This window comes from Chryseobacterium sp. FP211-J200, from assembly GCF_001643375.1.
GTDB classification, from domain to species: domain Bacteria; phylum Bacteroidota; class Bacteroidia; order Flavobacteriales; family Weeksellaceae; genus Epilithonimonas; species Epilithonimonas ginsengisoli.
In genome coordinates this window covers 21,932-29,314 of the sequence record NZ_LSHB01000043.1, presented here as the reverse complement: position 1 = coordinate 29,314, position 7,383 = coordinate 21,932, and the positions used below count along the sequence as shown (strand labels likewise).

Here is a 7,383-nt window from a genome sequence, read left to right as displayed (position 1 = left end):
TTCAATGATATTAATTTTACAGACTCATACAGTAAGGCTGGAACATGTCATTATTATGACAAGATCCGCAATAGGGATAGCAGTGGAAATCCTTTTTTGGAAAAATCAGATGTGGGATAAAGCAAGGATTTTCTAAAAAAGATTGCAGCGGATAGCCCGGTCTGCAAAATGGGAGGGTATAGAAAAGGGCAATTTTGCGGAATTGCCCAAATATTATATCGAATTTAAAACCTGTAACCGAATGAGATACCCGACCTAACACCCAACCAACCAGAATCGAGCTTGATCACAGCGCCAGACGAACTCGTTGTAACATCATACTTGAACAACGAAATGTCCAAGTCTTCAATATCAGTCCTTAACTGCTCCTGCTCGTAGGCAGTCAATGGTCTTGTGGATTTCCCAGTAATAGTTCCGGCGGCCCCACCATAATGACCGCCAATGAACCAAACATCCAAGACCCAATTGTCTTTTCTGCCCAACAGCCATTGTGCTCCTATCATCAATCCTACATTATTGGAATTGGTCTTACCGGAAAATGCGACCGGGATTTTCTCGCCGTCAAATACAGGATCTTCTGAAGTGTACCTATAAGTAAGATTATCTACATTGAAATGCGAATATCGGTAATATGGTGCAATATAAAATCCGTGACCATAACCTTTCCCCAAATAAAATCTTGGCTCTATCGTAATATTGTTTCCACCTAATTTGATGTTTTCTACGTTTTCGTCTTTGATGACCTCATCCACAAACGGAATCTCTCCAGCGGGAATAAAACCATAAGACACCTGAACAGAAAATCTCTTTGTAAATAATCGCTCGTAAGCAAATTGGTAGTTTCTAAATATAACAGACGTTAGATTCATCTTCACGAGATTCATCTTTTCTTGCTCCTCTTGCTGTTGAGCATTAGCAACAAATGAACAAAGTAGCGATATGGTAATTAATATCTTATTCATAACTTCCAATTTCTTTCAAATATATAAAATAATTGACCTATGGATAAGAATAACATTTTAAAATCACTTAATATCTTGATTTTTAAAGTACTTTTCTAGTGCTTTTCTTTGAATAGTTGTCAAATTAGCTTTTGGATGGTATCCTATGTAAGATGGCAAAGGCATCTCTTGGCTTTCCACGGTAGAAATGGTTTTTTCTATGGCATTTTCTTTCAGATCTTTATTATAAGAACCCCATTCGGAAAAGTTAAGATGCTTCCGACCCTCGTTGATATGATCTTTTATCGTCCAGGAAATTGGAGCAATATAGGAATACGTGGGATATTCGGTCTCATTGGAGTGGCAATCGTAGCAGGTATTTTTTAAAATCACCTTGATATCTTCCGGCGTCTTATTGATATCAACAAAATTCTGCGATCGATCTACTGGTTTATTTTCTCTATCAACAGGAATCAGCTGAATGCCTAAGAATACTGCAGCGATCCAAAAAATTATCCTTTTCAATTGATTGATTGTTCTTCTTTGGTTAAATCCCAATTTTCATTGATCTCCCACATTGGACGGATGTTGATCTTGCTCATGACCTCTTTTTCCCCAACCTTTTTGAAAAGATATGCATCTTCTGCTGAGACTTCATTTTCAAAATCTGAGCTATCCCAAACTCCGTTCTCATTATTATCAACCAAGATCCTAAGTTTGTAAGAACCCGGTTTCAGATTCACGAACTTGACGTCCGCAGCATTTGTGTATTGCTGATAAGCAGGTTCATTTTTTTCATTGAGCAATTGGATCCAGAATTTTTGAGAAGGCAAATTCTGAAGATGAGCAGTAAAACTACCAAAATCTTGTGGTTTTGCCACTTCGAAATCGAAACGGACACTTTCGCTGGACCTGTTATAAAAAGAGCCTACCGTATTTTTCGGAACTGTCAACTTATATTTTTTTCCAGTTACAAAATCAGAGTTGACAATGACCTGTGTAGAATCCAACTCAGAGATCTTCGCCGTAAAACTTTGAGAGATGCTGTCCGACTCCAGTTTCCAGTTTTCAGGCTGGATTTTATCAATGATATAATTGGATGAGAACCTAAAATCAGTTTCCGGTGCCAGCTTGTTTGAAAAAGGATTAGCGATGGTCATCTCCTCCTTCGCTGGTTTCTTGTAAAATATCGAAACCGTGTCTTGCTTGAGACCTGTGTCGTAAGAGAATTTCAAATTTTCGCTAACTGTTGCTCCAATGTTTTCCTTGGCCGCATCGAACCAGATCTTGACCGAATCTGATCTTGATCTGTGTGTGACCTGATAATCTGTAGGTTTTTCGCCGACAGTTTTCACCACAACCTTATCGGGGTTTCCTTCAAATAGCATTGTGACGCCACCAGTAGAAATCGCCATTTCTTTGTATCTAACGGCTTTTTTTGATGGATATGATTTTAGCTTCAAACCAGAAATGCTGGCCTTCAAATCGATCTCGTCCTTTTGGAAGGCCACATTTTCTTTTCCGATGTCGTAGATGGAATTAGAATTCTCGTCATTAAAACCCACGATTTTATATTTTCCTGGAGTCAAATAATTTAATTCAAAGTAACCATCGGTATCAGCTTTTGAAATGTAATAAGGTTTTTGACGATAATTCATCGTGTCTTTGACCTGATAAAGGCCGACCACAAGATTGTTCTCTTTTCCTTCCGCACTTTTTTCACTTCCCAATGCATCCACAATAGTTCCGCTGATGTACAGATCATCCAACTTCTCGCCTGTGGAAAATGCAAAATTGAAATAAGGCAAGACATTGCTCTCATTGAGGTCAACAACAGAATTCCCGAAGTTGAAATTATAGGTCGTACTTGCCTGAAGTGTATCTTTCCATTGGATCTCCAGATATTTGTTCCCCGTAGATGACGGGATGATCTTTGAATATTTGATCGGAGGAGAAATAATGAGATTTTTGCTAATGTCTTTCAACTGGATGTATTCATCAAAATCGATCCTGAGCTCTTTGGTAGTTCTGGGAACATTGACCCTGGATGAATCAATATTAGAACCTATCATTTTTGGAGCTATAGAATCTTTGTCTCCGCCAACTGGGGAGCCAACTCTGGCACAACTTACCAAAATCAACGATGCAAAAAGCCAAAGAAGAAACTGCTTCATTATAAAAAATAGAGATTATATTTTAGATTTTAGAAATCACACCAAAATCTTTGACTGCAAAAATAAGCAAACTTTGATCCTCAACATGAAAAGCGAATCATTTTTAGAAACAAAAAATGAGTTTTAAAACTAAAACTCATTATAAATATATTTCAAAATGTCTTTGTCGGCTTCTGTCAACGGAATTTTTCTACGTTCCATTACTTTTTCTGCGACTTCGTACGATTTGTCTAGTCGGAATTTTTCATCGTCTTTCATTCCGCCCCACGAAAAATTATCTACAAGATTCGGTGGGAAACCGGATTTGAAAATATTGGATGCAACGCCAACAACGGTTCCCGTGTTAAGTTGTGTATTGATCGCGGTTTTGGAATGATCGCCCATGATCAACCCACAAAATTGTAATCCTGTGTCGAGGAAACTCTCCTTTCGATAATTCCAAAGTTTGACGGAAGCGTAATTATTTTTCAGGTTTGATGAATTGGTATCTGCACCCAAATTGCACCACTCGCCTACTACCGAATTGCCCAAGAATCCGTCGTGACCTTTATTAGAATAACCGAAAATCACAATATTGTTGACTTCGCCACCAACTTTGGAATGCGGGCCGATCGTAGTTCCACCATAAAGTTTGGCTCCAAGATTGATCTTTGACCCTTCACAAAGTGCCAATGAACCGCGAATGTTTGAACCTTCCATGATCTCGGCATTTTTTCCGATGTAGATCTTTCCGGTTTTGCAATTCAGCGTGGAAAATTCTACAACTGCACCTTCTTCTATGAATAAGTTTTGTTTTTCGCCGATGAATCCGTTCGTAGATGATAATTCCTCAGAGATTTTTCCTTTGGTAACCAATTCAAAATCGAAATTGATCGCAAAATCGTTGTGGGAAAAGATGTCGGTTGGTTTTTCTATGAAGATTAATTTCTCTGTAATATCAGTCATTTTATTGATCTGATTAAGAGAAAAATTGTCCATATTGATGTTAGCGACCAGAACTTCATTATCATAAACCAAAGCTTCGCCAGGTTGGAGTTCCTTTATTTGCTTCAAAACCTCTTCTGATGGGAAGAAATTCGGGACAATGAAAAGACTTTGTTTTGGTTCCGGTTTTATGAATTTTTCCTGAAGGTAACTTTCTGTGATGTAGAAAACCTCATCGATCTCGAGAAGTTTTTTCCATCTTTCTGAGAAAGTCAGGATTCCCATTCGCATTTCTGCAACGGGTCTTGTAAAAGTGAGTGGAAGGAAGTCTTCCCAATATTGTGCGTCTGAAAAAACGAGTTGCATTTTTTAGATGTTAGATGTTAGACTTTAGATGTTAGACAAAAGTGTTTGAAGTCTAATTTCTATCTTCCACAAAAATAACAAAAAAACCTCTCGGAAATCCGAAAGGTTTTGATATTTGTAAAAATTGGCAGAAATTATTTCGCGAATTTTTTGTATTTGTTCATGAACTTGTCAACTCTACCTGCAGTGTCAACCAATTTGGTTTTACCAGTGTAGAAAGGGTGAGAAGTAGAAGAGATCTCCATTTTGATCAAAGGATATTCGGATCCTTCGAATTCGATAGTGTCTTTTGTGTCAGCAGTAGATTTGCAAAGGAACATCTCGTCGTTGCTCATATCTTTGAAAACTACTAATCTATAATTTTCTGGGTGTATGCCTTGTTTCATTTTCAGAAGTTTTAAAATTTAATATAATATGAGCAGTGGACTAATGGATCCGACAACTCTGGTTTTGAGGATGCAAAAATAGGAATTATTTTTTATTCTGCAAATTTTTATTTCCTATTAATTAAAAAATATGCTACAAGAAATAATCCAACTCTTAATAAAACAAAATTAACAAAGGTTTATTTTATAGATTTTTTTACTATATATTCATTAATAAAGCTTTACTATTGCGATTTTATAAATTTCTTTGATTACTTTTATCGGATAAAAAGCATTTCGAAACATTGGCTCTTTTGGAATTTTAAATTTGCGAAAACGTCTCAGTACAGAAAATCAGTTTATCATTTTATATTTTAATCATCTCATCATTTTTAAATGCAGGATTTTTTTGACATCACGGTGAACTTAGCGAGGATCTTGGGGGCGATCGCTTTTATTTTAGGCATCATAAGATACAGCCGTCTTACTGGAACTGAGAAATGGTATGTCTTTTATCTATTTGTCGTTTTTTGTATCGAGTACATCTCTTACGGACTATCCTGGTTTACATCGGACGGGAACAATAGGTTTTATATCCAATATATATCGCAGGAGAGTTCTTCACCATTACTGCAGTCTTTATCAAAAAACTGAATCTCGGTAGATATTGCTTCATTGCAACCGGACTGTTGAGCTTGTTCTTTTTGCTGGCAGACCAATTACTTCCTGCCGATCTGTACAAAAACGACTACTCAAAAGGAATTACCAATCTTATCATCATCTGTCTTGCTGGCTATACGCTGCTGCAGGAAATTAAAAAAGGAAATGGCAAAGACCGTTTTTCAGACGTTGATAAAATGATCTTCCTCTACTTTACGGTAAGCATCTTTATATTTATCTTCCAAAATCAATTGATGGAGTTTCCCATAGCATATTTCATAGCATTCTGGACAGTCAATAATCTGTTGTGCTGCTTATTATATGTTCTATTTATCAAAACATTTTTGACATTAAAGAAATAAGGCTCAATATCGTCCTCTTGTTTATAGTGGTGATCGTTTTGATCGTCATTATATCTTTTATATTATTAGCCTACCGAAATTTCATCAAAAGAATAATTCAGGAAAAGGATTCACAATACCAGGCAGAGATCGAACATCAAAAGGAACTTACCTCCGAAAATATAAAAGGTCAAGAGGATGAGAGAAAAAGAATTGCCATTACTGTACATGATGACATTGGAAACAGGTTAAATATCCTTTCGCTTTGGCTTAATAATCTGGATGCAGACAATAAGGAATCGTCCAAAAAGATCATCACTTCACAGATCACGGAATTGATAGATTCTACAAGGAACATCTCACATTCTTTATATCCGGTGAATTTGGAAAAACTTGGACTTGTCTTATACCTTCAGGAGCTGGTCACCAACCTATCTTATCGAATCAATCTGTCCTTACATATAGATAGCAGATATAAACGGAAAGACATTTTCACAGAAGTGCAGATCTATCGCGTCATTCAGGAATTCACCAGCAACGTCATCAAACACTCTACTGCGGATGAAGTTTCTGTCTATATCAGAAAAAGCTCAAGATACACCACAATGATCCTTACCGATAATGGACAAGGTTTTGATTACAAAATGGCAAATAAAGGTATGGGACTTAAAAATATAGAATCTAGGATCAGCTCTGTAAAAGGTTTCTACAAATGGAAAAACAAGATCGGAAAAGGAAGTAGAATAATCATCAATATTCCAATTAGCTGTTGGACAAAAATATAAAACTTGTTTTGGTTGACGAGCAACTGATCCTGGAAGGTGTCAAAATGCTGTTGTCTCTTCAAAAAAACATAGCCGTCGACTACATGGCCACTGCAGGAAGTCAGCTGCTGGCACATTTGGAAATGCTTGGAACAAAAAACTTCCCAGACATCGCCATGATAGACGTCCAAATGCAGCCAATGGACGGATTCCAACTCGTGGAGATCCTGAAGAAGAACTATCCAGAACTCAAGATCATCATACTGTCTTCCCATTACAAAAGCAGCGTCCTAGGTTATATGGTAAAATTGGGTGTTTCTGCCTTTCTGCCAAAAAATTCAGATAAAAAAACCTTCATAGAAGCGATAGAGACCGTGTACCGAAACGGCGTATACTTTACCAAGGAAGATCATGAGATACTCCTATCGTATATGAACACACCAGCCCGTAAAGTATCACTTTTCGAAAATGAGGAGACACTTTCTAACAGAGAAACAGATGTTGTGAAACTGATCTGCCAAGAAAAGACCAATCAGGAGATTGCGGACATTCTATTTTTGAGTCCTCGGACAGTCGAAAGCCACAGACAACGCATTTTGGACAGAATCGGCGCAAAAAACACAGTCGGCATTGTCATCTATGCCATTATCAACGGCATTCATTCTATTCATAAACAGCTTTAGTTTTTTTTTAATTCCGTATTTCTACGCTACATCGGCTGGCACATTTTTCATTTCTTTGAGATACAAGTAGCTTGTTTAATTATTTTGTCTGGGTCATTTATGCAAAACTATCCGTATAAATACGTAATTTGAAAATTGGTCATTTCCACGGTAAAAAGAAATATG

Annotated in this window: 9 protein-coding genes; 4 read left to right on the top strand and 5 right to left on the bottom strand. The window is 37.0% G+C overall.

Annotation, left to right across the window (positions count from 1 at the left end; translation table 11 throughout):
- Nucleotides 1-224: 224 nt before the first annotated feature.
- From AXA65_RS13240 to AXA65_RS13220, 5 genes are all read right to left on the bottom strand, one after another.
- Nucleotides 225-962: a DUF3575 domain-containing protein gene (locus tag AXA65_RS13240; protein ID WP_063970567.1), complete on the bottom strand. Its 738-nt coding sequence runs from the start codon at nt 960-962 to the stop codon at nt 225-227.
- Nucleotides 963-1,025: 63 nt separating this feature from the next.
- Nucleotides 1,026-1,466, bottom strand: coding sequence for a heme-binding domain-containing protein (locus AXA65_RS13235; protein WP_256333843.1), 441 nt, complete (start codon nt 1,464-1,466; stop codon nt 1,026-1,028).
- Nucleotides 1,463-3,115, bottom strand: coding sequence for an Ig-like domain-containing protein (locus AXA65_RS13230; protein WP_063970566.1), 1,653 nt, complete (start codon nt 3,113-3,115; stop codon nt 1,463-1,465). Before AXA65_RS13230 ends, AXA65_RS13235 begins: the two co-directional genes overlap by 4 nt.
- Nucleotides 3,116-3,244: 129 nt before the next feature.
- On the bottom strand, nt 3,245-4,405 hold the full coding sequence (locus AXA65_RS13225; protein ID WP_063970565.1) for a GlmU family protein: 1,161 nt from the start codon (nt 4,403-4,405) through the stop codon (nt 3,245-3,247).
- A gap of 134 nt (nt 4,406-4,539) precedes the next feature.
- On the bottom strand, nt 4,540-4,791 hold the full coding sequence (locus AXA65_RS13220) for a type B 50S ribosomal protein L31 (RefSeq protein ID WP_034964157.1): 252 nt from the start codon (nt 4,789-4,791) through the stop codon (nt 4,540-4,542).
- A gap of 375 nt (nt 4,792-5,166) precedes the next feature.
- Here AXA65_RS13220 and AXA65_RS19780 point away from each other — a divergent pair, with 375 nt between their 5' ends.
- The 4 genes from AXA65_RS19780 to AXA65_RS13205 are packed head-to-tail and all read left to right on the top strand — an operon-like array spanning nt 5,167 to nt 7,218.
- Nucleotides 5,167-5,424, top strand: a complete 258-nt coding sequence (locus tag AXA65_RS19780) for a hypothetical protein (protein ID WP_131797820.1) — start codon at nt 5,167-5,169, stop codon at nt 5,422-5,424.
- A 35-nt stretch (nt 5,425-5,459) separates the two neighbouring features.
- Complete coding sequence (locus tag AXA65_RS13215) at nt 5,460-5,792, top strand: hypothetical protein (RefSeq protein WP_131797819.1); 333 nt, start codon at nt 5,460-5,462, stop codon at nt 5,790-5,792.
- Nucleotides 5,793-5,818: 26 nt separating this feature from the next.
- Nucleotides 5,819-6,556 carry a sensor histidine kinase gene (locus AXA65_RS13210; protein WP_228391680.1) on the top strand — a complete coding sequence of 246 codons (738 nt, stop codon included), beginning with the start codon at nt 5,819-5,821 and terminating at the stop codon, nt 6,554-6,556.
- Entirely contained in the window at nt 6,541-7,218 is a 678-nt protein-coding gene (locus AXA65_RS13205; RefSeq protein WP_063970563.1) for a response regulator transcription factor, read from the top strand. Before AXA65_RS13210 ends, AXA65_RS13205 begins: the two co-directional genes overlap by 16 nt.
- Nucleotides 7,219-7,383: the final 165 nt, after the last annotated feature.

Bases quoted from the DNA above. Each gene is read 5' to 3' on its own strand.
- AXA65_RS13240 (WP_063970567.1), bottom strand. From the start codon at position 962: ATGAATAAGATATTAATTACCATATCGCTACTTTGTTCATTTGTTGCT.
- AXA65_RS13230 (WP_063970566.1), bottom strand. From the start codon at position 3,115: ATGAAGCAGTTTCTTCTTTGGCTTTTTGCATCGTTGATTTTGGTAAGT.
- AXA65_RS13225 (WP_063970565.1), bottom strand. From the start codon at position 4,405: ATGCAACTCGTTTTTTCAGACGCACAATATTGGGAAGACTTCCTTCCA.
- AXA65_RS13220 (WP_034964157.1), bottom strand. From the start codon at position 4,791: ATGAAACAAGGCATACACCCAGAAAATTATAGATTAGTAGTTTTCAAA.
- AXA65_RS19780 (WP_131797820.1), top strand. From the start codon at position 5,167: ATGCAGGATTTTTTTGACATCACGGTGAACTTAGCGAGGATCTTGGGG.